The sequence below is a fragment of the Citrobacter sp. RHB35-C21 genome, assembly GCF_013816515.1.
GTDB lineage: Bacteria > Pseudomonadota > Gammaproteobacteria > Enterobacterales > Enterobacteriaceae > Citrobacter > Citrobacter braakii.
Genome location: NZ_CP057147.1, coordinates 1,420,793 through 1,444,957 on the forward strand (window position 1 = coordinate 1,420,793; position 24,165 = coordinate 1,444,957).

19 protein-coding genes are annotated in these 24,165 nt (G+C 54.6%); 8 read left to right on the forward strand and 11 right to left on the reverse strand.

The window, feature by feature from the left end:
• The first annotated feature begins 63 nt into the window (after positions 1 to 63).
• Positions 64 to 528 carry a tRNA adenosine(34) deaminase TadA gene (gene tadA, locus HVZ39_RS06920; RefSeq protein ID WP_235116951.1) on the forward strand — a complete coding sequence of 155 codons (465 nt, stop codon included), beginning with the start codon at positions 64 to 66 and terminating at the stop codon, positions 526 to 528.
• Between the two features lie 48 nt (positions 529 to 576).
• Here tadA and mltF read toward each other — a convergent pair whose 3' ends face one another.
• Positions 577 to 2,127, reverse strand: a complete 1,551-nt coding sequence (mltF, locus tag HVZ39_RS06925) for a membrane-bound lytic murein transglycosylase MltF (RefSeq protein ID WP_016154040.1) — start codon at positions 2,125 to 2,127, stop codon at positions 577 to 579.
• Positions 2,128 to 2,384: 257 nt separating this feature from the next.
• Here mltF and purL point away from each other — a divergent pair, with 257 nt between their 5' ends.
• The 5 genes from purL to glnB all read left to right on the forward strand — a co-directional run bounded on the left by purL (position 2,385) and on the right by glnB (position 10,762).
• Positions 2,385 to 6,272: a phosphoribosylformylglycinamidine synthase gene (purL, locus tag HVZ39_RS06930; protein ID WP_181633394.1), complete on the forward strand. Its 3,888-nt coding sequence runs from the start codon at positions 2,385 to 2,387 to the stop codon at positions 6,270 to 6,272.
• A 560-nt stretch (positions 6,273 to 6,832) separates the two neighbouring features.
• The gene (qseE, locus tag HVZ39_RS06935; RefSeq protein WP_049282310.1) at positions 6,833 to 8,263 is read left to right on the forward strand and encodes a two component system sensor histidine kinase QseE/GlrK; all 1,431 of its coding nucleotides are present in this window, start codon (positions 6,833 to 6,835) and stop codon (positions 8,261 to 8,263) included.
• 22 nt (positions 8,264 to 8,285) lie between these two features.
• Positions 8,286 to 9,029, forward strand: a complete 744-nt coding sequence (qseG, locus tag HVZ39_RS06940) for a two-component system QseEF-associated lipoprotein QseG (RefSeq protein WP_049041523.1) — start codon at positions 8,286 to 8,288, stop codon at positions 9,027 to 9,029.
• Positions 9,029 to 10,363 (forward strand): two-component system response regulator GlrR, encoded by a 1,335-nt coding sequence (gene glrR / locus HVZ39_RS06945; RefSeq protein WP_304412487.1) that lies wholly within the window; start codon positions 9,029 to 9,031, stop codon positions 10,361 to 10,363. Before qseG ends, glrR begins: the two co-directional genes overlap by 1 nt.
• Before the next feature lie 60 nt (positions 10,364 to 10,423).
• Complete coding sequence (glnB, locus tag HVZ39_RS06950; protein ID WP_002914032.1) at positions 10,424 to 10,762, forward strand: nitrogen regulatory protein P-II; 339 nt, start codon at positions 10,424 to 10,426, stop codon at positions 10,760 to 10,762.
• Positions 10,763 to 10,857: 95 nt separating this feature from the next.
• On the opposite strand, the gene hmpA is transcribed toward glnB, so the two are convergent.
• Positions 10,858 to 12,048, reverse strand: a complete 1,191-nt coding sequence (gene hmpA / locus HVZ39_RS06955; protein ID WP_049041525.1) for an NO-inducible flavohemoprotein — start codon at positions 12,046 to 12,048, stop codon at positions 10,858 to 10,860.
• Positions 12,049 to 12,374: 326 nt separating this feature from the next.
• Between hmpA and glyA the strand changes: the two genes are divergently transcribed.
• Complete coding sequence (gene glyA / locus HVZ39_RS06960) at positions 12,375 to 13,628, forward strand: serine hydroxymethyltransferase (RefSeq protein ID WP_003835277.1); 1,254 nt, start codon at positions 12,375 to 12,377, stop codon at positions 13,626 to 13,628.
• A 78-nt stretch (positions 13,629 to 13,706) separates the two neighbouring features.
• On the opposite strand, the gene hcaD is transcribed toward glyA, so the two are convergent.
• From hcaD to hcaE, 5 genes are read right to left on the reverse strand one after another with little or no spacing between them, the layout of a single operon-like run.
• The gene (gene hcaD, locus HVZ39_RS06965) at positions 13,707 to 14,909 is read right to left on the reverse strand and encodes a phenylpropionate dioxygenase ferredoxin reductase subunit (RefSeq protein WP_181633395.1); all 1,203 of its coding nucleotides are present in this window, start codon (positions 14,907 to 14,909) and stop codon (positions 13,707 to 13,709) included.
• A gap of 9 nt (positions 14,910 to 14,918) precedes the next feature.
• On the reverse strand, positions 14,919 to 15,731 hold the full coding sequence (gene hcaB, locus HVZ39_RS06970) for a 3-phenylpropionate-dihydrodiol/cinnamic acid-dihydrodiol dehydrogenase (RefSeq protein ID WP_181633396.1): 813 nt from the start codon (positions 15,729 to 15,731) through the stop codon (positions 14,919 to 14,921).
• A complete protein-coding gene (hcaC, locus tag HVZ39_RS06975; protein ID WP_016154025.1) occupies positions 15,728 to 16,048 on the reverse strand; it encodes a 3-phenylpropionate/cinnamic acid dioxygenase ferredoxin subunit in 321 nt (106 codons plus the stop codon). Before hcaC ends, hcaB begins: the two co-directional genes overlap by 4 nt.
• The gene (hcaF, locus tag HVZ39_RS06980; RefSeq protein WP_181633397.1) at positions 16,048 to 16,566 is read right to left on the reverse strand and encodes a 3-phenylpropionate/cinnamic acid dioxygenase subunit beta; all 519 of its coding nucleotides are present in this window, start codon (positions 16,564 to 16,566) and stop codon (positions 16,048 to 16,050) included. The genes hcaC and hcaF overlap by 1 nt, the downstream gene beginning before the upstream one ends.
• A complete protein-coding gene (hcaE, locus tag HVZ39_RS06985; protein ID WP_047358252.1) occupies positions 16,563 to 17,924 on the reverse strand; it encodes a 3-phenylpropionate/cinnamic acid dioxygenase subunit alpha in 1,362 nt (453 codons plus the stop codon). The genes hcaF and hcaE overlap by 4 nt, the downstream gene beginning before the upstream one ends.
• Before the next feature lie 135 nt (positions 17,925 to 18,059).
• Here hcaE and hcaR point away from each other — a divergent pair, with 135 nt between their 5' ends.
• Complete coding sequence (gene hcaR, locus HVZ39_RS06990; RefSeq protein ID WP_016157149.1) at positions 18,060 to 18,941, forward strand: DNA-binding transcriptional regulator HcaR; 882 nt, start codon at positions 18,060 to 18,062, stop codon at positions 18,939 to 18,941.
• Between the two features lie 3 nt (positions 18,942 to 18,944).
• On the opposite strand, the gene HVZ39_RS06995 is transcribed toward hcaR, so the two are convergent.
• The 4 genes from HVZ39_RS06995 to HVZ39_RS07010 form a co-directional block, all read right to left on the reverse strand.
• Entirely contained in the window at positions 18,945 to 20,027 is a 1,083-nt protein-coding gene (locus HVZ39_RS06995; RefSeq protein ID WP_181633398.1) for a fimbrial protein, read from the reverse strand.
• A complete protein-coding gene (locus tag HVZ39_RS07000; RefSeq protein ID WP_181633399.1) occupies positions 20,018 to 22,513 on the reverse strand; it encodes a fimbria/pilus outer membrane usher protein in 2,496 nt (831 codons plus the stop codon). Before HVZ39_RS07000 ends, HVZ39_RS06995 begins: the two co-directional genes overlap by 10 nt.
• A gap of 52 nt (positions 22,514 to 22,565) precedes the next feature.
• A complete protein-coding gene (locus HVZ39_RS07005; protein WP_016154019.1) occupies positions 22,566 to 23,258 on the reverse strand; it encodes a molecular chaperone in 693 nt (230 codons plus the stop codon).
• Positions 23,259 to 23,334: 76 nt separating this feature from the next.
• The gene (locus tag HVZ39_RS07010) at positions 23,335 to 23,907 is read right to left on the reverse strand and encodes a fimbrial protein (RefSeq protein ID WP_181633400.1); all 573 of its coding nucleotides are present in this window, start codon (positions 23,905 to 23,907) and stop codon (positions 23,335 to 23,337) included.
• Positions 23,908 to 24,165: the final 258 nt, after the last annotated feature.

Genomic DNA, 24,165 nt, shown 5'->3' on the forward strand with positions numbered 1-24,165 from the left:
CGCCCGCTTTGATTACTGGAGTTACCCCCTTTGTCTGAAGTTGAATTTAGCCACGAATACTGGATGCGTCATGCTTTAACGCTGGCTAAGCGCGCCTGGGATGAGCGTGAAGTCCCGGTGGGCGCGGTATTGGTACATAACAACCGCGTGATTGGCGAAGGCTGGAACCGTCCGATTGGTCACCATGATCCGACTGCCCACGCTGAAATTATGGCGCTGCGTCAGGGCGGCCTGGTGCTGCAAAACTACCGTCTGTTGGATACCACGCTGTATGTCACTCTGGAGCCGTGCGTGATGTGCGCAGGCGCGATGGTGCACAGCCGTATCGGCCGGATCGTTTTTGGCGCGCGCGATGCGAAAACGGGGGCAGCCGGGTCATTAATGGATGTACTGCATCACCCTGGAATGAATCATCGGGTGGAGGTGACCGAAGGGGTGCTAAGGGATGAATGCGCCACGTTGCTCAGTGATTTCTTTCGCATGCGTCGTCAGGAAATCAAAGCGCTGAAAAAAAACGCCAATTTGTAAATGCCGGTCTGATTGCCTGATGACGCTGCGCTTATCAGGCTTCCGAGGCTACTTGCCCTCTTTTTTCTGCGGTGAAAACAGCAGGGAAGGGGAGTGCGACAGGTAATTTGACGACGTCTGAGACAGAAACGCCGAAAGCGGCAATTCATCTTTACCTATTAGCTCTGCCGGCGTCACCGCCGGGTAATCCTGCGCCAGTTGCTGCGTTTCAAGCGCCCGTTTTTCTTTCTCCTGCAGATACCCCACCAGGCTAATCTGGTACTTACGGATATTTTCTACATAAGCGTAGGCTTCGTGGCCTCGCGCATAACCATAGGTCAGCTTGTTGTAATACGGCTTTTGGCTGAGCAGCGGCAGACGCTGTTTTACGTCGGACCAGCTGTTCGGATTGCCTTTGGTTTTCACGGTCAGCGCCCGTGCATCCAGCATGTGCGCATAACCCATGTTGTAGGCTGCGAGCGCAAACCAGATGCGTTCCCCTTCGGGGACGGTATCGGGCACTTTACTCATCATATCCTGCAAATACCGCGCGCCGCCGCTGATGCTTTGTTCGGCATCAGTACGGTCGGTCAGTCCGAGACTTTGAGCGGTATTTTTGGTCAGCATCATCAACCCGCGTACGCCGGTCGGGGAAGTGGCCTGCGCGTCCCAGTGTGACTCCTGATAAGAGATTGCGGCGAGCAGTCGCCAGTCTATCTCCTGAGCATATTTCTCAAACAGCGGCTTAAGGTCCGGCAATACGCTGTCTACGGCGCGTAAAAAGGTGCGGGTATCAACATAGTCAAAATCATCGCCATGTCCGAGATACTTTTCTTCTAGTCGCGCCAGAGAGCCGTCTTCATTCATGGTGTTAAAAAAATCCAACAGGGCGGCAGACAGCGTGTTGTCATCGTCCAGGCGACTAAACCAGGTCACCGGCTGTTCGTCAGATACGTCCAGCGCTACGGCCAGTTCAGGATGTACGCGTTGGTATAAGCTGATGGCGACGGAATCGGCAATGGTGTAATCCAGCTTCCCGGCGATAACATCATCAAGCAGTTCAGTAGTGCCCTTTTTGTCATCCACCTTCCAGCTCAGATCGGGAAATTTATTCTCTTTAAGTAACTGGAGATCGTTAACCACCACGTGTCCCGGGGCGATGGTCAGCTGATTTTCGTTCACAGTGGCAAGAGTGCGCGGGCGGTATTGCCCAACCCGATACACCAACTGTTGTGAAACCGAATAGTAGGTTGGGCCGGGCTGGTAATTTTTCACCCGCTCGCTGTTATATACCAGGCCTGCGGCTAACAGATCGGCATGGCCGTTATCCAGGTCGTCAAAAAGCTGGCTGATGTTCTGGCGCACGGTGACTTTTAACTTCACGCCCAGGTAGTTGGCGAACGCCTGAGTCAGTTCATAATCCAGGCCGAATTTCTTACCGTTGAGGGTCGCGTAAGTTAACGGCGAGTCGAGGGTACTGACGCGCAGTTCTCCCCGCGACTGAATGGCGGCGATACGATTTTCGGCTTTACCGAACCAGGGAATAGATGGCCAGAGGGCCGCTGCCAACAACAGCGTTAATATGCCGATGAACAGATAATTAATCTTTAATTTTTTCAATTAGTTAATTCTCTGAACCGTACGTTGTCTCTGCCTGCTGTGGTGATGATTAAGAAGTGAAGTCGTCATTAATGAGCGGCATTTTGCTTAAACTTGCGTCAGTTGGCAACTTATTCAGAAACCAGACCGCATTTGATGATAAGAGAAGGTCGTGATTTTATTTCGACGCAAACGGTTTCGTCGGCGCGGTAGATTCTTTATAATGACGCCCGTTTCCCCCACTTGGGCACACCGAAAGCTTAGAAGACGAGAGACTTATGATGGAAATTCTGCGTGGTTCACCTGCACTGTCTGCATTCCGTATTAACAAACTGCTGGCACGTTTTCAGGCTGCCAACCTCCAGGTCCACAATATTTACGCCGAGTACGTCCATTTTGCCGATCTGAATGCACCGTTGAATGAGGATGAGCACGCCCAGCTTGTACGCCTGCTGAAATATGGTCCTGCTCTTCACAGCCATGCCCCTGAAGGCAAACTGCTGCTGGTTACGCCTCGCCCAGGCACCATCTCCCCGTGGTCTTCTAAAGCGACTGATATTGCCCACAACTGCGGCCTGCAACAGATTAGCCGTCTGGAACGTGGCATTGCCTGGTATGTAGAAGCCTCTACGCTGACCGCTGAGCAGTGGCAGATGGTTGCCGACGAACTGCACGACCGCATGATGGAAACGGTTTTCTCTGCGCTGAACGATGCCGAAAAACTGTTTGTCCATCACCAGCCTGCGCCGGTCTCCAGTGTTGATCTGCTGGGTGAGGGACGCCAGGCGCTGATCGACGCTAACCTGCGTCTGGGTCTGGCGCTGGCGGAAGACGAAATCGACTATCTGCAGGATGCGTTTACCAAACTGGGACGCAACCCGAACGATATTGAACTGTACATGTTTGCGCAGGCTAACTCCGAGCACTGCCGCCACAAAATTTTTAACGCCGACTGGGTTATCGACGGTAAACAGCAGCCCAAGTCGCTGTTCAAGATGATCAAAAACACTTTCGAAACCACGCCAGACCACGTGCTGTCTGCCTATAAAGACAACGCCGCGGTCATGGAAGGTTCTGAAGTGGGCCGCTACTTTGCCGACCACAAAACCGGCCGCTACGATTTCCATCAGGAGCCAGCCCACATTCTGATGAAGGTTGAAACCCACAACCACCCGACGGCTATCTCTCCGTGGCCGGGCGCGGCTACCGGCTCCGGCGGCGAAATCCGCGACGAGGGTGCAACCGGTCGCGGTGCAAAACCGAAAGCCGGGCTGGTGGGCTTCTCCGTTTCCAACCTGCGTATTCCTGGCTTTGAACAGCCGTGGGAAGAAGACTTTGGTAAGCCGGACCGTATTGTTACTGCGCTCGATATCATGACCGAAGGTCCGTTGGGCGGCGCGGCGTTTAACAACGAATTCGGTCGTCCGGCGCTGACCGGCTACTTCCGAACCTACGAAGAAAAGGTCAACAGCCACAACGGCGAAGAGTTACGCGGTTACCATAAACCGATCATGCTGGCGGGCGGGATCGGTAACATCCGTGCCGATCACGTGCAAAAAGGTGAGATCGTCGTTGGCGCCAAGCTGATCGTCCTCGGCGGCCCGGCGATGAACATCGGGCTTGGCGGCGGGGCTGCCTCCTCTATGGCTTCCGGCCAGTCTGATGCCAATCTTGATTTCGCTTCGGTACAGCGCGACAACCCGGAAATGGAACGTCGTTGCCAGGAAGTTATCGACCGCTGCTGGCAGATGGGCGATGCGAACCCGATCCTGTTTATCCATGACGTTGGCGCAGGCGGTCTGTCTAACGCCATGCCGGAGTTGGTAAGCGATGGCGGTCGCGGCGGTAAGTTCCAACTGCGCGATATTCTTAGCGACGAGCCGGGTATGAGCCCGCTGGAAATCTGGTGTAACGAATCCCAGGAGCGCTATGTGCTGGCGGTTGCCGCTGACCAGCTACCGCTGTTTGACGAACTGTGTAAGCGCGAGCGCGCGCCGTATGCGGTGATCGGTGAGGCCACCGAAGAACAGCATCTCACACTGAGCGACAGCCACTTCGATAACCAGCCGATCGACATGCCGCTGGATGTGCTGCTGGGTAAAACCCCGAAAATGACCCGCGATGTGCAGACGCTGAAAGCCAAAGGCGACGCCCTGAATCGTGGTGAAATCTCGATTGCAGATGCGGTTAACCGCGTGCTGCATCTGCCGACTGTCGCTGAGAAAACGTTCCTCGTGACGATCGGCGACCGTACCGTTACCGGCATGGTGGCGCGTGACCAGATGGTTGGTCCGTGGCAGATCCCGGTAGCCAACTGCGCGGTCACCACCGCAAGCCTGGATAGCTACTACGGTGAAGCGATGTCTATCGGTGAGCGTGCGCCAGTTGCGCTACTGGATTTCTCGGCCTCTGCGCGTCTGGCGGTAGGTGAAGCGCTGACTAACATTGCGGCAACGCAGATTGGCAATATCAAACGCATTAAACTGTCGGCTAACTGGATGGCGGCTGCGGGTCACCCCGGTGAAGATGCCGGGCTGTACGAAGCGGTAAAAGCCGTTGGGGAAGAATTATGTCCGGCGCTTGGCCTGACTATTCCGGTGGGCAAAGACTCTATGTCGATGAAAACCCGCTGGCAGGAAGGTAATGAGCAGCGTGAAATGACTTCGCCGCTGTCGCTGGTGATCACCGCCTTTGCCCGCGTGGAAGACGTGCGCCACACGATAACCCCACAGCTCTCTACTGAAGACAACGCCCTGCTGCTGATTGACCTCGGTCTTGGTCACAACGCGCTGGGCGCGACGGCGCTGGCACAGGTTTATCGTCAACTGGGCGACAAGTCTGCCGACGTGCGTAACGTTGAGCAACTGAAAGGCTTCTACGACGCCATTCAGGCGCTGGTCGCGCAGCGTAAGCTGCTGGCCTACCATGACCGTTCCGACGGCGGACTGCTGGTTACGCTGGCGGAAATGGCCTTCACCGGTCACTGCGGTATTGACGCTGATATCCACTCTCTGGGTGACGATCGTCTGGCGGCGCTGTTTAATGAAGAGCTGGGCGCAGTGATCCAGGTTCGCGCTGCTGACCGTGAAGCGGTTGAGGTGTTGCTGGCACAACATGGCCTGGCAGATTGCGTGCACTATCTCGGCCAGGCGGTAACGGGTGACCGTTTCACCCTGAGCGCCAACGGTCAGCCGGTGTTCAGCGAAAGCCGCACCACGCTGCGCATGTGGTGGGCGGAAACCACCTGGCAGATGCAGCGTCTGCGCGACAACCCGGAGTGTGCCGATCAGGAACACGACGCGAAAACCAACGATGCCGATCCTGGCCTCAACGTTAAACTGTCGTTTGATATCAACGAAGATGTTGCCGCCCCGTACATCGCTACCGGTGCGCGTCCAAAAGTGGCCGTGCTGCGCGAGCAGGGCGTGAACTCCCACGTTGAAATGGCGGCTGCCTTCCACCGTGCGGGCTTTGACGCCATCGATGTGCATATGAGCGACCTGCTGGGCGGACGCATCGGTCTGGGTAACTTCCAGGCGCTGGTAGCCTGTGGCGGTTTCTCTTACGGCGATGTGCTCGGCGCAGGGGAAGGCTGGGCGAAGTCGATTCTGTTCAACAACCGCGTCCGTGATGAGTTCGAAACCTTCTTCCATCGCCCGCAAACGCTGGCGCTCGGGGTGTGTAACGGTTGCCAGATGATGTCTAACCTGCGTGAACTGATCCCGGGAAGCGAGCTGTGGCCGCGCTTTGTGCGTAACCACTCCGATCGTTTTGAAGCCCGCTTCAGCCTGGTCGAAGTGACGCAAAGCCCGTCTTTACTGCTTGCCGATATGGTTGGTTCGATGATGCCGATTGCCGTTTCTCACGGTGAAGGCCGTGTGGAAGTGCGTGACGGCGCGCATCTGGCCGCGCTGGAGAGTAAGGGACTGGTGGCGCTGCGCTACGTTGATAACTTCGGTAAGGTGACCGAGACCTACCCGGCTAACCCGAACGGTTCGCCGAACGGAATTACTGCCGTTACTACTGAAAATGGTCGCGTCACCATTATGATGCCGCACCCGGAACGCGTATTCCGTACCGTGAGCAACTCCTGGCACCCGGAAAACTGGGGCGAGGACAGCCCGTGGATGCGTATCTTCCGCAACGCGCGTAAACAGCTCGGGTAATCAGCTCGATAACCCTTAAGCCCCTCTGCGTGAGGGGCTTTTTTTTGTCTGTCATTTTGTATGCCGCTATCCGACAATGCGTTTAAGTGTCGGGAAATCCCGACATAGGTGGGGTTACGTTGTCGCTAAAAAGAGACATTTAATTATATGATTTACAATGAATTTGTTTTTAAGTGCTGTGGGTGTTGCTGATTGGCGACAGTAAGGGTGAAAAATAGCCAAAATTATTTTTCATGTGAATAAGAACATTTTCTATATTTATCATTGTGTTAATAAAGTGTTTTGAATATTGGCACAGATGCTGCATAATATCGCCCAGTGGCTCATTCACCTTCTTATGTCAGCCCCTTCGGGACGTGCTACATAAACTTCGAATGACGCACAACAAGGTGCCTGCCGTCCAACATCTGATATTAGCATCGCTCATATCAACCTTCGGGCGAAACGTCGAGTTAGGCACCGCCTTATTCCACAACAAAGCCGGGTTAATCCCGGCTTTGTTGTATCTGACGTTCCCCTCAGTTAGCATCAACCTATTCCTGTCCATTGAGAGTAACGCCTTGAAGCGCTGGTCTGTTTTCCCCCGATCTTTACGTCAATTGGTTACGTTGGCATTTTTGCTTATCCTGCTGCCGTTGTTAGTTTTGGCCTGGCAGGCGTGGCAAAGTCTGAATGCCCTGAGCGCGCAGGCGGCGCTGACGAACCAAACCACGCTGATTGACGCCAGACGCAGTGAAGCGATGACCAATGCCGCGCTGGAGATGGAGCGTAGCTACCGGCAATACTGTGTGCTTGATGACCCAACGCTGGCTAAGGTTTACCAGAGCCAACGTAAACGCTATAGCGACATGCTGGATGCGCATGCGGGCGTGTTGCCGGATACCAAGCTTTATCAGGCATTGCGTCAGGACCTCAACGATCTCGCGCAGTTACAGTGCACCAACAGTGGTCCTGATAGCGTGGCGGCGGCGCGGCTGGACGCTTTCGCCAGTGCCAATACTGAAATGGTACAAGCGACGCGCACGGTCGTCTTTTCTCGTGGGCAGCAGCTACAGCAGGAAATAGCCGAACGTGGGCAGTTCTTTGGCTGGCAGGCGCTGGTGCTGTTTCTTGTCAGCCTGGCGATGGTGTTGCTGTTTACCCGCATGATAATCGGTCCGGTGAAGGGCATAGAAAAAATGATCAATCGTCTGGGGGAAGGGCGCTCGCTGGGCGATAGCGTATTATTTACGGGACCCCGGGAGCTGCGCTCCGTGGGGCAGCGCATTATCTGGCTGAGCGAACGTCTCTCCTGGCTGGAGTCACAACGACATCAGTTTTTACGCCACCTGTCTCATGAGCTGAAAACGCCTCTGGCGAGTATGCGCGAAGGTACCGAGCTGTTAGCCGATCAGGTCGTTGGGCCGTTAACGCCAGAGCAAAAAGAGGTTGTCGGTATTCTCGATGACAGTAGCCGCAACCTGCAAAAACTGATTGAGCAACTGCTCGATTACAACCGCAAGCTGGCGGATGACGAGGTTGAGCTTGAACGTGTGGAAATCGCGCCGCTGGTGGAAAGCGTTGTTTCTGCACATAGCCTGCCCGCTCGCGCCAAAATGATACATACTGATGTTGCGCTTGCGGTGAACGCCTGCCTGGCAGAACCGATGCTATTGATGAGCGTGCTGGACAATCTTTATTCCAATGCGGTGCACTATGGCGCTGAATCCGGTAACATTTGGATCCGCAGCAGTTTGCATGGCTCAATGGTATACATTGATGTAATGAATACCGGCACACCGATTCCAGAAGCAGAACAGACCATGATCTTCGAGCCTTTTTTCCAGGGTAGCCATCAGCGAAAAGGGGCGGTAAAAGGAAGCGGGTTGGGGCTGAGCATTGCCAGAGATTGCATCCGCCGTATGCGGGGCAAACTGTATCTGGTTGATGAGCATGCGCAAAACGTTTGTTTTCGCATAGAACTGCCGCTATCTGCAGCGAAAAATCACTAAAATAAACCTAAGTCTGGTGAGTATGCCATACGTTGTTGTCCGAATGCTTAAACGACATTTTTTCCGTCGCGTCATCCTAGCAAGCCTGCCGTGTCTGGCGCTGGTAGGCTGCGTCCCGAACGCGGTGAATCATATTATCGGCGACCCCTCGCAGGAGAAAATTCCGCCTCATCAACTGGCGGACTACCTTGCTACCGACTGTAGCGATATCTGGTCGCTGTCTGGTCAGCCCACAGAGACCAATCCGCTGTACTGGCTGCGGGCGATGGATTGCGCCAATCGCCTGATGCCGGTACAGGCGCGTAGTGAAGCCAGCACGATGATGCCTGATACCTGGCAGGGGGCTTTCAGGCGCGGGATCCTGCTTGATAACGCCAACATTACGCCGCCTGAAAGGCGGGAGACGGTTACGCGCCTCGACGCATTAAGCCCGCAAATTCCGCCACAGGTACGCCCGCTGTATCAGGTCTGGCGCAGCAGTCAGACGTTGCAGTTGCAACTGGCCGAAGAGCGTATGCGCTACAGCAAGCTTCAGCAGGCGTCAGACAGCGATCTTGATACGTTACGTCAGCAGCAACAACACTTGCAGTCTCAGCTCGATCTCACGACCCGCAAGCTGGAGAATCTAACCGATATTGAACGCCAGCTTTCCACGCGCAAACCTGCCGGTAGTTACAACCCTGATGCGCCGCACGGGAACGATAAACTCACCCCACCTGATAACGAGGAAGGCGCAGCGCCGTCTGCCGATGAGGTCACGCCATGATAAGCCGTAAGCCCGCGCATCTGCTGCTGGTGGATGACGATCCCGGCCTGTTGAAATTACTTGGAATGCGCCTGACCAGCGAAGGCTACAGCGTCGTAACCGCAGAAAGCGGGCAGGAAGGGCTACGAGTGCTGAACCGTGAAAAAGTGGATCTGGTTATTAGCGATCTGCGCATGGATGAAATGGACGGCATGCAGCTGTTTACTGAAATCCAGAAAGTGCAGCCGGGAATGCCGGTTATTATTCTCACCGCTCACGGTTCCATCCCCGACGCCGTTGCGGCGACTCAGCAAGGGGTGTTCAGCTTTCTCACTAAGCCGGTCGATAAAGACGCGTTATACCATGCGATCGACGGGGCGTTGGAACAGTCTGCGCCTGCCGCTGATGACAGCTGGCGTGAGTCCATCGTCACCCGCAGCCCACTGATGCTGCGCCTGCTGGAACAGGCGCGCATGGTGGCGCAATCGGACGTAAGCGTATTGATCAACGGCCAAAGCGGAACCGGGAAAGAAGTTTTTGCCCAGGCCATTCACAACGCCAGCCCGCGCAGCCACAAGCCCTTTATTGCCATTAACTGCGGCGCATTGCCGGAACAACTGCTGGAGTCTGAGCTGTTTGGTCATGCGCGCGGTGCCTTTACCGGCGCGGTGAGCAATCGTGAAGGGCTGTTTCAGGCCGCGGAAGGCGGGACGCTGTTTCTCGATGAGATTGGCGATATGCCCGCGCCGTTGCAGGTTAAATTGCTACGTGTATTGCAGGAGCGAAAAGTCAGGCCGCTGGGTAGTAACCGCGATATCGATATTGATGTGCGGATCGTTTCCGCGACCCACCGTGATTTACCCAAAGCGATGGCTCGGGGGGAATTTCGCGAAGATTTGTACTATCGCCTCAACGTGGTGAGCCTGAAGATCCCAGCGCTGGCCGAGCGTACGGAAGATATTCCGCTGCTGGCAAACCATCTGCTGCGCCAGTCTGCTGAACGACACAAACCGTTCGTGCGCGCCTTTTCGACCGATGCCATGAAACGGTTAATGACCGCCAGTTGGCCTGGTAACGTGCGTCAGTTGGTTAACGTGATTGAGCAGTGCGTGGCGTTGACCTCTTCGCCGGTGATCAGCGACGCGCTGGTGGAGCAGGCGCTGGAAGGGGAGAACACCGCGCTGCCGACCTTTGTTGAAGCGCGTAACCAGTTTGAACTCAACTACCTGCGTAAGCTGTTGCAAATCACCAAGGGCAATGTGACCCATGCGGCGCGAATGGCGGGGCGCAACCGCACCGAATTCTACAAGTTGCTCTCTCGCCATGAGCTGGATGCAAACGATTTCAAAGAATAAATCTGCGGATTATGTTAGTTTTATTCGATCAAAAGACAGGCGACCTTTTCAAGGAATAGCATGAAAAAGATTGATGCGATTATTAAACCCTTCAAGCTGGACGACGTCCGCGAAGCGCTGGCTGAAGTCGGCATTACCGGTATGACTGTAACAGAAGTGAAAGGGTTTGGCCGTCAGAAAGGCCATACTGAGCTGTACCGTGGTGCGGAATATATGGTGGATTTTCTGCCGAAGGTAAAAATTGAAATTGTGGTCACCGACGACATCGTCGATACCTGCGTCGACACCATTATTCGTACTGCCCAGACCGGTAAAATCGGTGACGGTAAGATTTTTGTCTTCGACGTGGCACGCGTGATTCGTATTCGCACCGGTGAAGAAGACGACGCGGCAATCTAAGCCGCGCCGTGCTTGCCGGATGGCGGTGTAAACACCTTATCAGGCCTACAATATCCCGTAGGCCTGATAAGCGCAGCGCCATCAGGCATGAGTAATTACAAGACTTTATGCGGGCCGAAGCATTCGTAATGAATGTTCTCGTTTTTCACGCCCAGGCCGATCAGCTGCTTCGCGGCAAACTGCATAAAGCCAACCGGACCGCACAGATAAAACTGCATCGCCGGATCGCTGATTGCGCCTTCCAGTTTGTTCAAATCCATCAGACCAACGCTATCAAACGCACCTTTCGCGCGATCGGCTTCGGTTGGCTCACGATACCAGGTGTGTGCGCTAAAGCGTGGCAGCGTTTTGCCCAGTTCATTCACTTCATCGGCAAAGGCATGTACATCGCCATTTTCTGCCGCGTGGAACCAGTTAACCTGCGCCGTATGATTCGCTTTTGCCAGCGTATCCAGCATCGCCAGCATCGGGGTTTGACCCACGCCTGCTGAAATCAGAGACACTGGGGTATCGGTCGCAACGTCCATAAAGAAATCGCCCGCAGGTGCAGCTAAGTGAACGACGTCGCCCACATTCGCATGGTTGTGCAGCCAGGTGGAAACCTGACCACCGTCTTCACGCTTCACAGCAATACGGTAGCCTTTGCCATCGGGTTTACGGGTCAGTGAGTACTGACGAATTTCCTGATGCGGGAAACCTTCCGGCTTCAGCCAGACACCCAGGTATTGCCCCGGATGATATTCAGCCACTGCGCCACCGTCGACAGGTTCAAATTCAAAGCTGGTGATAAGCGCACTGCGTGGGGTTTTTGCCACGATGCGGAAAGGACGGGTACCTTCCCAGCCGCCATTTTTATTGGCATTTTCACTGTAGATCTGCGCTTCACGGTTGATGAAAACGTTCGCCAGCACGCCGTATGCTTTGCCCCAAGCATCCAGAACTTCCTGGCCTGGGCTGAACATTTCGTCCAGCGTTGCCAGCAAATGGCCACCTACGATGTTGTACTGCTCCGGTTTAATCTGGAAGCTGGTATGCTTCTGCGCGATTTTCTCGACGGCAGGCAACAGCGCCGCCAGGTTCTCGATATTGCTGGCATACGCGGCAATAGCGTTAAACAGCGCTTCACGCTGATCGCCATTACGCTGGTTACTCATGTTGAAGATTTCTTTCAGCTCTGGGTTATGCGTAAACATGCGATCGTAGAAATGGGCGGTCAGCTTCGGGCCTGTTTCAACCAGCAGGGGAATGGTGGCTTTCACTGTAGCGATGGTTTGTGCGTCAAGCATACGGTCTTCCTTTATCTGAAATTTTAATGATGTATGTCAAATGCATCTTATAAAAAATACCCCTGCATTGTAAATGGTTCTTTGTCACTTTGCGTTGTAAAGGTTACATCGTGAAAAATCTGCATCACAAACCTGAAAAGAAATCCGTTGAAATTCAGCAGACCTTTGTTCTCCAAAGCCTTGCGTGCCGTTAAGGTAATCGTTTGCGTAAAATCCTTTGTCAAGACCTGTTATCGAAGAATGATTCGGTTATACTGTTCGCCGTCGTCCAACGGGACTGCCTTTTTAGGCCGAAATTCTATTGTTAGCTGAGTCAGGAGATGCGGATGTTAAAGCGTGAAATGAACATTGCCGATTATGATGCCGAACTGTGGCAGGCTATGGAGCAGGAAAAAGTACGTCAGGAAGAGCACATCGAACTGATCGCCTCCGAAAACTACACCAGCCCGCGTGTTATGCAGGCGCAGGGTTCTCAGCTGACCAACAAATACGCTGAAGGTTATCCGGGCAAGCGCTACTACGGCGGTTGTGAGTACGTTGATATCGTTGAGCAATTGGCTATCGATCGTGCAAAAGAGCTGTTTGGCGCTGACTACGCTAACGTACAGCCGCACTCCGGCTCCCAGGCTAACTTCGCTGTTTACACCGCTCTGCTGCAACCGGGTGATACCGTTCTGGGTATGAACCTGGCGCAAGGCGGCCACCTGACTCACGGTTCCCCGGTTAACTTCTCTGGCAAGCTGTACAACATCATTCCTTACGGTATTGATGAGTCCGGTAAAATTGACTACGAAGATATGGCTAAGCAGGCCAAAGAGCACAAGCCGAAGATGATCATCGGCGGCTTCTCTGCTTACTCCGGCGTTGTTGACTGGGCAAAAATGCGTGAAATCGCCGACAGCATTGGCGCATACCTGTTCGTTGACATGGCGCACGTTGCGGGCCTGATCGCCGCAGGCGTTTACCCGAACCCGGTTCCACACGCACACGTAGTGACCACCACCACCCACAAAACCCTGGCAGGTCCGCGCGGCGGCCTGATCCTGGCGAAAGGCGGTGACGAAGAGCTGTACAAAAAGCTGAACTCCGCGGTGTTCCCAAGCGCACAGGGCGGCCCGCTGATGCACGTGATCGCGGCGAAAGCCGTGGCGCTGAAAGAAGCGATGGAGCCTGAGTTTAAGGTTTACCAGCAGCAGGTTGCCAAAAACGCCAAAGCGATGGTGGAAGTGTTCCTGAACCGTGGCTACAAAGTGGTTTCTGGCGGTACTGAAAACCACCTGTTCCTGCTGGATCTGGTTGATAAAAACCTGACCGGTAAAGAAGCTGACGCCGCACTGGGCCGCGCTAACATCACTGTTAACAAAAACAGCGTGCCGAACGATCCGAAGAGCCCGTTTGTGACTTCCGGTATCCGTATCGGTTCTCCGGCTGTAACTCGCCGTGGCTTTAAAGAAGCGGAAGTGAAAGAGCTGGCTGGCTGGATGTGTGACGTTCTGGACAACATCAATGACGAAGCCGTTATCGAGCGCGTCAAAGGTAAAGTTCTGGATATCTGCGCACGCTTCCCGGTTTACGCGTAATTCTGCTTAACGCAAAACGAAAGGCCGCTGATGCGGCCTTTTTTAATGCCTGATAGCGCTGCGCTTATCAGGCTGCTATCACAACGACTTCAGCGGCACGCTTTCATCGCATAGCGCTTCCTCGCTTACCACTCGTCCTGAATGAATTAACTTACGCAGTGCGCGCACTTCGCGTCCATTGTTGAGCGCTACTGCGCCAATTAGCTTCCCATCATGCAGTTGGAACCAGATAGCCTTGCCGTCATCCGGATTGCCACGACATAACCATGTTTGCCCTTGCATATCGCCAACAAATTGCAGATTGTCATTTAATTGGTCGGTCCAGAACCAGCCTGGCGTCTTCTCCGGCAACGGCAGATTAAGCATTGCGGCAGCGGCAATCTGTGCCTGGTTATTGGCATTTTCCCAGCTTTCTACTCGTTCTAACGAACCGTCAGGCTGGCGCGTTATCGCCACATCACCGGCGGCGAAAATCGCGGGATCGGAGGTGATGCAGGCGGAGTCAACGATAATACCGTTAGCCGTCTCCAGCCCAGCTTCGCGAGCCTGCGCATCATTCGCCACGATGCCGATGCCATAAACCAGCGCATCGGCCTGTAGCGTCTCGCCGTTTTGCAGGGTAAGCGAGATAAACTCTCCGGCTTCGGCGTGCTCAATGGCGCTGTTGAGCAGCACCCGCACCCCTGCCTGTCGGTGGCGGTTTAGCAGATAGTCGCGCACCGGAGCAGGGGCGTTGCGGCCCATTACCGTTGAGGCCAGCTCCACTAACGTCACCCTACAGCCGCGTTGGATCGCGCTGGCCGCTAATTCCAGGCCAATGGTGCCCGCACCGACAATCACAATCGACTTGCCCGGCAGCAAGGCACCGCGCAGACGCTCGGCATCTGTGGCGTGACGCAGGGTAAAGCAACGTTCGCCCAGTTTATCCAGTAGCGGCAGCGGTCTGGCGGCGGCCCCGGTCGCCAACAGCAACTGCGACCAGCGGTAGGACTGACCATCGGCGAGCATCAGCGTGCGCGAGGTGCGGTCAATCTGACGCAGCGTGACGCCAAGATGCAGCTGTACGTTGTTCCCCAGCCACCAGTCAGCGTTCAGGATCGGCTGTCGCTGTGGATTTTCGTCCAGCAGCATTGCTTTGGAGAGCGGAGGGCGTTCATAGGGCAGATACGGCTCATCGGAAAACAGATGCAATTCGCCGTTAAATCCTTGCTGACGCAGTGCGACGGCGGCCATTGCCGCAGCCTGACCACCGCCGACGATAGCGATAACTTTATGGCTCATAACGCCTCCTCAGAGATCCAGTCCGGCGGCAACGTGACGAATACCGCGAATGCCCAAACCGGCATCGGCATTGATCATCACGCCACTCAATGTGCGATTGTTGCGCTTTGACGCCAGCATCACATACGGGCCGGTAAAATCCGCTGGCTCAGGAAAAAACTGCAACGGCAAAATGGCGGCGATTTTTTCCGGCGTCAGCGACTGCATAATCGACGTATCGCCCTGGCCCAGCGCCTGTGGGCCGCGCAGATCGGTCGCCATGCCGCACGGACCGACGCCGTTGACGCGCACCTTTGGCGCCAGCTCGTAGGCTAACTGGCGAATCAACCCGGTGGCGGCATGTTTAGAGGCGGTATACAACGGACCGCCGCCGCCGGGATACCACGCCGCGTTGGAAAGGGTAAAGATGATGTTGCCTTCGCTGGCGATAAGCGCAGGGGCGCAGGCTTTTGCGCCCAGCAGATAGCCCAGCACGTTGACGTTAAACAGCTCATGAAAGCCGCTCTCCAGCGCGTCTGCTGGCGTATTGACCAGCGAGGCGTTGTGATCCCATATCCCGGCGTTGCCGATCAAACAGTCCAGCGTGCCGTAGCGCGCCAGAATTTGATCCACCGCGCGCTGATAGTCGGCGTAGCAGGTGACGTTGCCTTCTACTGCCAGCACATGTTCACCAAAATGTTGGCGCAGGCTGGCGATTTTGGCTGGCGAAAGTTCCAGCGTGGCGACCCGCGCGCCTTCCTCAATGAAACGCTCGACCAGCGCCAGGCCAAGACCGGAGCCGCCGCCGGTGATAAAGACCACGTTATCGCGTAAATCGCTCATCTCGCGTCCTCTGGAATATCAACGAACACATCGCTACCTTCCACGTACACCGCGTAGGTGGTCAGCGGATCGGTGGCAGGTAAACACAACGCCTTACCGGTTTTCAGGCAGAAACTGGCGGCATGCAGCGGGCATTCCACCGTCGCGTCGTCTTCCAGATAACCTTCCGACATCGAGGCATTACCGTGGCTACAGCGATCGTTAATGGCATAAAACTCGCCGCCAACGTTGAACAGCGCGATGACGGGCGAGGTGTCGAGCCGGAGCGCTTCACCCTCCGGCAAATCCCCTACGGGGCAGGCATAAATACGACTCATCAGAACAATACACTCAGGTTATGGGAGGTGATCACCGCTTGATCCAGCACGATCTCACGCTCCAGTAAGCGCCACTCATCGCCCGGTAAACGGCGCACTTTGTCCATGCGCATGCCGACGTAAAAGGTTTCATCGCGCTCTTTTTGCGCGCGATACAGCAGATAGTTAAGACGCACGGCGAATACATCCAGCACTTCGGTTTCACTGACCTGACAGTTGCTGATCAGGTGCCGGGTACGCGACGGCGGCTCCTCTGCCCAGGCCATTCCGGTTTCCAGTCGCGCAATACGACGTTCAAGCTGATCTTTGTTGTCGTTAAAAATCCAGGTGGTTGGCGGCTGCACGCCTTTGCGACGGTCGCGCGTCTGGGCATTGACCGTTGTGCGCATGGTATAGCGAATGTCGTCATCCAGCTGTGCCAGCCAGTCGCGAAACTGCCAGTCATCCAGCAGGCTGGCTTCATGGTAGAGAAACTGTGTAATGCGGTGATGCAGTTCCAGGGAAACTAAAGCACTCATTTCATCACCTCCTGCTGGTAAGCGGCGGTTTTTTCCTGCACTTCCTGCCAGCTTTCGCTGCTGAGTAAATCAGCCCAGCGCTGATACATGCCGCGGGCGGCGGTTTCTGAGAAGATGTAGTTGGTGATCCCCGGAATGCCGTCTTCACGACGTTTCTCCTGACCTAACCCCATTTCCAGGCATAGTTTGCTATTACGCGCCCGATGCCCCTTCAGCAGTTTTTGAATTTCACACCAGTTTTCCGAGTCGTCCTGCTCAAGGAATCCGGCGGGGCCAAAAGCGCGCGTAGCGCTGTTTTCAAATGCGGCTTTCACTTCATCAGAGGCGGCTTTATCGGTAATACAGAACGCCCACACTTCAACCTGATCAGGACCGCGCGGATGCCAGACGCGCAACGTAGCGGTACCATTGAGCCAGGAAAGCGTTGGAAAAATGTTGTTGTGACCGGCCAGACGCAGGGCACGAACCTTACCCAGACGCTGTTCAGCTTCCGCGTAGGTGTCGCGGTAGTAGCTGGAGACTTCGCCGTCGACCCACACGTTGGCATCCGGCTTTTCGGTAAAGAAGAAGCCGCTGCCGTGCCCGTCCTGGCCGAACTGTAGTGCATCTTTGGCGGTTTCCCACACCGGGCGAGCGGTTTGTCCGTCACCGAGGCGTTTATCGCTACCGTCGTCTTTTGCCCCCAACACCTGCACAGCGGAGGCATGACTGAACAATGCGTGATACTGATCGCTGGCAAACTGTTCGGCGGGGAATTTCCAGTTACAGTCGATGGTCCACTTCTGTACGCCGCCGACGATTTCTGTGCCGCCTTCGCGGCGGTCAAGCACGCCGTCGAGATACCACGCGATGTCGCCGAGATAATCGCGTAGCGTTGGCGCGGTGGTGTCCCAGTTGCCGAAAATCAGCCCTTTATAGCTCTCTACGCCAGGAACTTCGTTCAGTCCCCAGTGCGATTTGCATAGCCCTTGCGGGTAAGCGCGAGGCTCCAGCGGGACGTCGATCAGCTCGCCATTGATACCGTACGACCAGCCGTGATACGGACAGGTAAAGGCGCGAGTGTTCCCGCAGTCGGCGTAGCTGACGCGCATCGCCCGGTGGCGGCACTGGTTGAGAAACGCTTTGATGCTGCCGTCTTTCTGGCGAACCACCACGACCGCATCCTCGCCCATGTAGGTGTTAAAAAAATCACCGGCTTTGGGGATTTGGCTTTCATGGGCGAGAAATAGCCAGCAGCGCCCGAAGATGCGTTCCAGCTCCAGTTGGTAAATTTCTGGGTCAGTATAAATCCGTGGGGTTACACGACCGTTTTGCGTGTCGATCAGTTGGTAGATGTCTAAATTTGAGGGTGTGGTCATATTTTTTAATCCTGAAAGATAAGATGTATTGACCTTCTATTTTTGTGCCATAAGGATGTTGCTGGTTAGTTATCAATCTGTGAAATAGTAAATTTCTACCAGTTGAGACATTTTTTCGATAACAAGGAGAAGGGCATGGAACTGAGGCACTTACGCTATTTTGTGGCGGTGGCGCAGGCGCTGAATTTCACCCGGGCGGCAGAAAAGCTGCATACCTCTCAGCCGTCGTTAAGCAGCCAGATCCGCGATCTGGAAACCTGCGTGGGCGTTCCGTTACTGGTGCGGGACAAGCGAAAAGTTGCGCTGACGGCGGCCGGGGAGTGCTTTTTACAGGATGCGCTGGCGATCCTTGAGCAGGCGGAAAATGCCAAAGTTCGCGCCCGTAAAACGGGGCAGGAAGATAATCATTTCGCTATTGGTTTTGTCCCTTCCGCTGAGGTGAATTTGCTCCCGAAGGTGCTGCCCTTATTTCGTTTAAAACAACCGGATACACACATTGAGCTGGTAAGCCTGATAACCACCGAACAGGAAGAAAGGATCCTCAACGGAGAACTGGACGTGGGCTTAATGCGTCACCCGGTGTACAGCCCGGAGCTGGATTATCTGGAGCTGATTCATGAGCCGCTGGTCGTGGTGTTACCGGTGAATCATCCGTTAGCCAATGAGCAAGCGATCTCCGCAGAACAGCTGCATGGCGTAAATTTTGTCAGTACCGATCCCGCTTATTCCGGGGCGCTAGCGATGATTGTCAAAAACTGGTTTCAGCAGCAGGAAAGCCAGCCCAATATTGTGCAGGTAGCGACCAATATTCTGGTGACCATGAATCTGGTCGGCATGGGGCTGGGGGTGACTTTGATACCCGGTTATATGAATAATTTTAATACCGGGCAGGTGGTTTTTCGGTCAATCGTCGGTGAAGCGCCAACGCTGGCATTGTTGATGGCATGGAAGAAGGGCGAGCTAAAGCCCGCCCTGCAGCAATTCATCGAACTGGCACAACGCCAGAGGATAGAGTAACCGCTATTTCACGAGAACGGTAATCGTGGCTGTACCGCTAAATTTACCTGGGGCTGGCGTTCCACCGAGGAGATTGATCGGCCATGCCTCCAGGCTGATGATCCCCCGGCCGGAATAATGGATAGCGATTAACCCATTTGTGAACGGGATATCGCGGTGGGTGTCGTCGATACGAGCCATTCTCACGCCGATGTCCGGGATATTATCGGCCTCCCGGCGGCGGGCGACTAACGTGTACTGATCAAGCACATCATCGCCATCAATCCTCATTTCCATATCATTGTTGATGCTTGATGTATCGCCACAGTCGTAGACAATATCAAAATTGACTGGTGTATAGCCGTCCGGCATCTCATTACGGGTAGTGAAACGACTGGTGTTGATATAACCGAGATCGACCTGAATGACGTCGCCCTGGTTGATTTTACAGTCCTGAGGCACGGTAATGCTCCCCTGGATGTGCAGCTCGGCGATATCTCCCAGGCTGTTCATTAACGGAGGGGAGGTCGTCGTGCTCCATCCGGCCCGTACGGAGGCGATTTGGGTATCTGGAATCACCAGTTCACCTAAGAAGGGTTTAGTGACGTACAGCGTAAAACGGGTACGTGCGCCAATCGTCACCGGCGCGGCGCGATTCTCCGCCGGATCGTCGGTACACACGCTGTCTTTTTCGCTGCTTATCCCATACGAGCCGCTTTCTCTCAATGGGTCACGGTTTGTCGGTAAGACGGCTGTGGCGCCGGGAATATCGTCAACTTCGGTTTTAATATCCAGATTATCATTCAGATGGTAAAAGCCGCTGAGTTGACCGATTCCGGGTAGCGCGCTGGTGACCGTATAGAACAGCGCCACTTTGCTACCCGCGCCACAGTCGCAATCAATTTGATAGGCACCGCCTGAGAGCGGTGTCGGCAGCTCCAGCGAGGTTCCGGCGACGTTCTGGGCTTGCGTCCAGTCGCTGGAAACATCGGCGTTAAAGCGACCTTCTGCGAAGCAGGACCCGTTCGCAGCGTAGACCGGGGCGATAGATAGCGCCAGCAGCGCGGCGGCAATCCCATTTTTCATCCACGAATTCTTTATTGACATAGTGCGTTCCCATTATGTATTGCGGCGCTGCGAGCGGCATCTTCCTGCAGGCTGAAGGTAAACTGGCACTGTTGATCAGGCTGATTGCCCCAGCGCACGGACCACCTCTGCGGCTGATTGTTCACGCCGGTGATATACAGCACGCCGCCTTCATCGACGATGCTTTGCTGCGTCTGGCTGCTGGCTACTGCGCCGAAGGGCAGCGCATTCCCTCGCGCATCGGTGAGTTTCAACAGCACGCGGTAGCCGGTCTGGGCAATAAAGTGCGCCGTTACGGCGGCACCGCGATTAGGCACCACGGTACGCACGGTTTCGGTCACATCGACATTATCCGGCATCATAGTGGTATCGAGAGAGATGGCGTTCTCCTGATACGCGGTCAGATAGGGGATAATGGCATAGCCAAAATAGTCGGTGGCGATGCCCGGATAGTTTTTCACCCGGATACCTGCCGCGCCGTTGGCGTCAATCAGCGCAAAGGCATTACCCAGCGGCTGCGACAGCGTCACGCCGTGGGGATGGGCGACAATACCGCCGGAGAGGCCGTAGCTCATCTGCTGGCTATCGCTGCTGTAGTCGTAGCCCGCATTCATGGTGCCATAGGCAGAGCGATAGCTGCCGTACAGGCTGCTGCTATCACCACCGCCGCCTTCGCTTTGCCGCTGTTTGAGGCTATAGCTCAGTCGACGGTCTTCCAGCAGCGAGCCGTTGATACCCACTTCGTGCTGTGTGGCGCGATCGCGTTGATCGGTGGTGCGCCAGGTTGCCCGCGCATGCGACAGCCAGCGATCCAGCGGTACGCTCAGGCTGAGCGACAGCGTGCGATCGTTGTCGCTGTCCTGCGAATCGGTGAACTGGCCGCTGAGGTTATAGCTCACGCCCCATAGATTGCCGTTCAGACCGATGGACAGGTTTTTATCCTGCCCCCCGCGATCCCAGTACTTCTGCTGCGAGCCGGAGGCGTAGAAGCTGATACCAGAAAACAGCGACTGGCTGACGGTGAACTGAGCTTCATCGCGCAGGCGGTCGTCGGCGCTGATGTCCTTCTGGTTGGCGTCGGAGAAGTTGAAATAACCGCTGCTGGTGTAGCGATAGTAGCTTACTGACACGCTGGTGCCGCTTTCCGGTAGATCTTTGATGTACTGGGTACGCCAGCTGTAGCCGTGATAGTTTTCATCGTTATCAAGCTGGGTATCCGCACGGCTGACATCCATCGATACCGCCCCAAGTTCGCCGAGCGTAGAGCCGAGACCCAGCGCCAGCGCTCGATAATCCTGCGAGGCATTCAGGCCACCGTACAGGGTCAACACGTTGTTCAGGCCATAGCTGGCGGTGCTTTCAAGGAACTCCGGCTCGTTGCTGTCCTGCGAGCTGGCGGCGCGAAAGCGCCCGGCGGTGGCGCTGTATTTGAGATATCCCGGCCTCTGCATCTGCGGTAGCGCGGAGAACGGCTGGACGAAGTGCCGCACGCTACCGTCGGCCTCTTCGATAGTGACGTCTAAATCGCCGCTGAAGGAAGAGGGGTAGAGGTCGTTGATTTCAAAAGCGCCGGCCGGGACATTGCTTTGATACAGGGTGTAGCCGTTTTGCCGTACCGTGACGATAGCGCTGGAGTTGGCGATACCGCGAATAGTCGGCGCAAAGCCGCGCTGGCTGTTGGGTAGCATGGTTTCATCGGAGTACAGCCGCACGCCGGTAAACTGATAGCTGGTGAATACCGTGCCTTCCGTTGCACTCTCGCCCATTACCAGCTGCGATTTCAGACTTTTGATATCCCGCTGCAACCAGCTATTAATGCTCTCCCAGCGTGTGTCGTTATCGTTGTGCGTCCAGGTGGAATAATTGCGCAGCCGCCAGGGGCCGATATTGGCGCCGTTTTGCATATTCAGATACTGGCGCTGGGTGTTATCGCTATCGTATTGGTTCTGCGAGCCGCTAAAGGCGTAGTTGGTAAACAGCACCGGCATACCGTCGTCCCAGCGGGAGGGGTCAATATAGCCGCGGGCGTCGCGGTACAATGCAATCTGCGGCACGCTGAGATTCAGCCGGCTGTGGTTGAAGTCGAACTGAGAGACGCTGCCGGGGATGGCCTGCGCCAGATCGGCAATTATCGTACGGTTGTCCTGCTCCGCAAGCTGCGGATGGTTGTCGATCTTAAAGCCCAGCTCACGTAGCTGCCCAAGGGTGAACTGAGGAATCAGCTGGTGGTCTTTACCGGCGATGAACGGCAGCGTACGTTGTACCGTTTTCTTTTTATTAATATAAATATCAACAATGTACTCACCAGGGATCTGGGCGTTATTCTGAGAAAATACGTTGAGATCCACTGCCCGCTGGCCACTTTTCTCCGTTTCCAGCAGCGCCGGGTCAAAATAGAGATCGCTGGCCCAGGCCTGGCATGCGCTCAGGCATCCGCTGACAATCGCGCAATGTATCCAGAAAGAGAGTCGTTTCGTGGTTAATAAATGCGGTGTTAATTGCACCATTTCGCTTGTCATTCCTTGAGAGCTATTATCGTGTGGTCAACGTGGGGTACGGCTATTGCAGCGTTCGGGTTTCCGTTTTGGTGGCCCCGCCGTAGTCGTTAATGGCTGCCCACTGCACCGTTTTCCCTGCAGAAGCGGGAACCTCGATCTGTTTATGCTCGCCGGGAGCGATATAGTCGATTTTACTGGTGAGATCGGTTTTCCCGAGCGCAATACCGGCAAAGACGACGTGATAAGCTGATGGGTTATAGATGTCTAACTTATTATTGCTATATTTATATTCGAGAGATTTATAGGCATCGTAAGGTTTACCCGTTAAATTGGCTGGCCGATAGAACAGTTTGATACGCGTTTTAAATACCAGGGTCAGCATATTATTATCGCTGTCGGCAGACTGGCTTTTTGCCGGGATCGCGCGGACGTTAATAAAGAAAAGTGATTCTTTGTTATTAATGATGTTTTCAGATGATTTAATTATTCGTAGTGATGAATCGCTGCCTGAATCCAGACGAAATAGCGGTGGCGTAATAATAAAAGGACCACGCGCCGTTCCTTGCGCATTATCGACCCACGACTGTAATAAATAGGGCAGGTTTTCGCTACGGTTAGCCACCGGCAGGGCGGCCTCTTTTTTCCCGGCATCGTAGATGACGCGAGTTCTCTCTAGCACAATTCCACCCGCGAGGCACTGGCTGACCCAGCCGCCAAGCAGCATCGATAATACGAGAATAGTGTGTTTTTTCATCACAGTCATCCTTAACCAGACGTCAGAAAACGTCTCTTTCCGTCCTTGCTGGAAGAAAAGAGACGACGTACGGGAATTAGCGGTAGTCTATGGTGACATCCACGCTGGCGTTGGCTTCCCCAGGGGTGATCAGTGATGAATCAACGGTGGAGACGTAATAGGCTTGCAGCCCTACGGTAGTGGTGCCATCGGCTTCCGGGGTAAAACTAACTTTCGGCGTGGTGAGCTTATTCAGCGACATTTGTTGGCCGTCGCTGGCTCTGTCGATACGGATACCCACGCCGGTTGCAGGGGTATCCAGGCTGCTAACGGCGACCAGATCGTCGTGATTGGCCACGGTGCCGCCTGCACGCGTTTCCAGCCACACCTGGAACGAGTTGTCCGTTGTACCATCAACGTGTTCCCACGGGGTGGTTGGGCAATTTTTTAACGGAATATCAACCGGAATCGCCGGGGAACGGTCGCCAATGCTTTTAAACTGAGCAGCGGCGTAGTGACCCAGTTCTACGTTGATGACATCGCCATTAGAAAACTCACAGGTGCTGGTTAGAATTTCACCCGTAAATTCAATGGTGCCATCTGTCGCCCATGCGCTTCCCGCAGAAAGCGCTATCAGGCTAACTGCTATAGATTTTGTAATTTTGTTCATTAAATTCCCTCTTATCCGATAAACCTATTGACAATTAAATTTATGAAAACATACAGGTTAAAATTAATTGCGGGGCGATGGTATTCGATATTCGTGCATAAGCAAGTTAAGGCGTGATGTTTTCAGATTATATTTATTAAAAATAAGCGAATTAACTGTCATTGTATTAAATAATATTAAATTAGTGAGGGGTGAAATATTATAATAACGAATGTTTTTGCTAAGTATTATACTCGTGATGATATTAAGCCCTTGATA

Excerpts from the sequence above, each read along its gene's own strand:
- HVZ39_RS07010 (WP_181633400.1), bottom strand. The coding sequence starts at position 23,907 with ATGAACAAAATTACAAAATCTATAGCAGTTAGCCTGATAGCGCTTTCT.
- HVZ39_RS07000 (WP_181633399.1), bottom strand. The coding sequence starts at position 22,513 with ATGGTGCAATTAACACCGCATTTATTAACCACGAAACGACTCTCTTTC.
- hmpA (WP_049041525.1), bottom strand. The coding sequence starts at position 12,048 with ATGCTTGACGCACAAACCATCGCTACAGTGAAAGCCACCATTCCCCTG.
- HVZ39_RS06995 (WP_181633398.1), bottom strand. The coding sequence starts at position 20,027 with ATGTCAATAAAGAATTCGTGGATGAAAAATGGGATTGCCGCCGCGCTG.
- hcaC (WP_016154025.1), bottom strand. The coding sequence starts at position 16,048 with ATGAGTCGTATTTATGCCTGCCCCGTAGGGGATTTGCCGGAGGGTGAA.
- glyA (WP_003835277.1), top strand. The coding sequence starts at position 12,375 with ATGTTAAAGCGTGAAATGAACATTGCCGATTATGATGCCGAACTGTGG.
- hcaR (WP_016157149.1), top strand. The coding sequence starts at position 18,060 with ATGGAACTGAGGCACTTACGCTATTTTGTGGCGGTGGCGCAGGCGCTG.
- hcaB (WP_181633396.1), bottom strand. The coding sequence starts at position 15,731 with ATGAGCGATTTACGCGATAACGTGGTCTTTATCACCGGCGGCGGCTCC.
- hcaD (WP_181633395.1), bottom strand. The coding sequence starts at position 14,909 with ATGAGCCATAAAGTTATCGCTATCGTCGGCGGTGGTCAGGCTGCGGCA.
- qseG (WP_049041523.1), top strand. The coding sequence starts at position 8,286 with ATGCCATACGTTGTTGTCCGAATGCTTAAACGACATTTTTTCCGTCGC.
- purL (WP_181633394.1), top strand. The coding sequence starts at position 2,385 with ATGATGGAAATTCTGCGTGGTTCACCTGCACTGTCTGCATTCCGTATT.
- hcaF (WP_181633397.1), bottom strand. The coding sequence starts at position 16,566 with ATGAGTGCTTTAGTTTCCCTGGAACTGCATCACCGCATTACACAGTTT.
- hcaE (WP_047358252.1), bottom strand. The coding sequence starts at position 17,924 with ATGACCACACCCTCAAATTTAGACATCTACCAACTGATCGACACGCAA.
- glnB (WP_002914032.1), top strand. The coding sequence starts at position 10,424 with ATGAAAAAGATTGATGCGATTATTAAACCCTTCAAGCTGGACGACGTC.
- HVZ39_RS07005 (WP_016154019.1), bottom strand. The coding sequence starts at position 23,258 with ATGAAAAAACACACTATTCTCGTATTATCGATGCTGCTTGGCGGCTGG.
- tadA (WP_235116951.1), top strand. The coding sequence starts at position 64 with ATGCGTCATGCTTTAACGCTGGCTAAGCGCGCCTGGGATGAGCGTGAA.